Origin of the sequence: Moorena sp. SIO3I8, from assembly GCF_010692325.1 — a bacterium.
Classification (GTDB): domain Bacteria; phylum Cyanobacteriota; class Cyanobacteriia; order Cyanobacteriales; family Coleofasciculaceae; genus Moorena.
Genome location: NZ_JAAHHW010000336.1, coordinates 1 through 1,719, shown reverse-complemented (window position 1 = coordinate 1,719; position 1,719 = coordinate 1). Strand labels below are relative to the sequence as shown.

At 46.4% G+C, this 1,719-nt stretch carries 2 protein-coding genes and 1 pseudogene; all 3 read left to right on the top strand.

Annotation, left to right across the window (positions count from 1 at the left end):
• Positions 1-124: 124 nt before the first annotated feature.
• Positions 125-271: a hypothetical protein gene (locus F6K51_RS36765; RefSeq protein ID WP_293030980.1), complete on the top strand. Its 147-nt coding sequence runs from the start codon at positions 125-127 to the stop codon at positions 269-271.
• Positions 252-1,196, top strand: a complete 945-nt coding sequence (locus tag F6K51_RS36760; protein ID WP_293030977.1) for an ABC transporter ATP-binding protein — start codon at positions 252-254, stop codon at positions 1,194-1,196. Before F6K51_RS36765 ends, F6K51_RS36760 begins: the two co-directional genes overlap by 20 nt.
• A 29-nt stretch (positions 1,197-1,225) precedes the next feature.
• Positions 1,226-1,719 (top strand): annotated as a pseudogene (locus F6K51_RS36755) (ABC transporter); the annotation flags it as partial.

Sequence of the window (1,719 nt, the reverse complement as noted above, 5' to 3'; positions counted from 1 at the left end):
AGTGCTCCGTGAGCCATTACCCATTACCCATTATCCTTGGGTATTTCACTGAGCTAACCTTGGGCAATAGGCCACGCGATCGCTCTTCAGCGGGACGAAGTCCATCGCGTTCAACCAGCTAACCTTGGCCAAAAGGCCACGCTACGCGAACAACCACCTAACCTTCAACCACCTAACCTTCAACCACCTAACCTTGGCCTATGGGCCACGCTTCGCGAACAACATTGAGCAACCCATGTGTTGTCTTAGCTATGTATCTTACAACATCTGAAATCGATACGGAACGAGTAGCACTGACGGCTTACGATTTGTGGAAATCTTATGGGGATCGCACTGTCGTTAGTGGAGTTAGTTTTACCCTAAATCCTGGGGAAGTTTTGGGTTTACTTGGACCGAATGGTGCGGGTAAAACCACTACGGTGGGAATGCTCTACGGCGCAGTTGTTCCTAGTCGTGGCTTTGTGCAGTTGGGTCAATATCAGGTACATTCTCAAGGGCGACAGGTTCGTTTTTCGATGGGGATTGTTACTCAAGAGGATAATCTTGACCCGGACTTCACCGTATTTGAAAATTTGGTTATCTTTGCCCACCACTACCGGATTACCGGTAAGTCAGCTCGGAAACGGGCAGGGGAGTTACTGGAGCTGGTGGGGCTACAGGATTATGCTCAGCGGCGGATTGATGAGCTGTCTGGTGGCTTGAAGCGGCGTTTGGTATTGGCACGGGCCTTGATTAATCATCCCCAAGTCGTGTTCTTAGATGAGCCTACCACAGGACTTGACCCGGATGCACGGCAGGATTTTTGGAAGCTGGTGATTCACCTGAAACATCAGGGGTGTGGGGTGTTGTTGACTACTCACTATATGGATGAAGCACAACGATTATGCGATCGCTTAATCTTACTTCAGCAGGGTAAAGTAATTGACGAAGGTACCCCCGATCAGCTAATTGAGCGCACTGTTGGTAAAGAGCTAGTGGAGATTGAGGGTATCTCCGAAGATATCCTGCAACAATTAGCGACTCAGTACGGAACTTGGTATCGCACCTTTGGCAGTAACTACCTGATAGCATTACCTATCGACAATCCCCAAGCTCTCTGGAAAGAGCTCAATACAATTCCATCTGTTAGTCTAAGCCGCCGCCGCACCAACTTGGAAGATGTATTTTTACGACTGACCGGAACATCATTGGATTGATTAAGTTAGACAGGTTTACTATCAAAATAATGAAAGGAATTTCTGTAACATTTTGGGGCATCTACTCGGTCTGGTATCGTCATGCCAAAGTGTATCAAAAAACTTGGCTAGTCAATAGTTTACTTCCAATTTCTGAACCTGTAATCTATCTGATTGCTTTTGGCTATGGTTTAACTCCCCTAGTGGGAGATGTTTATTACCATGGTCAAAACACATCTTATTTGAACTTTATAGCTCCTGGAATGATCGGAATTGGGGTACTGTTTCAGTCCTTTTCTGAAGGAGCATATGGGAGTTTTGTCCGCTTGAGTATTCAAAAAACTTGGCATGCACTGCTGACAGCACCGTTGACTTTCATGGAAGTATTTCTGGGAGAGTGGCTATGGGCAGCTACAAAGGGAACTATAACTGGTATCATCACAGGATTAGTAGTGGTGATCTGGGGACTTTACTCTGGCTGGCAATTGCTGGTATCTTTGCCTGTAATTATTTTGGGCAGTATGCTGTTTGGTGCTATTGGGCA

What these genes read in the sequence shown, in the direction of transcription:
- F6K51_RS36760 (WP_293030977.1), top strand. Translation starts at nt 252, where the DNA reads ATGTATCTTACAACATCTGAAATCGATACGGAACGAGTAGCACTGACG.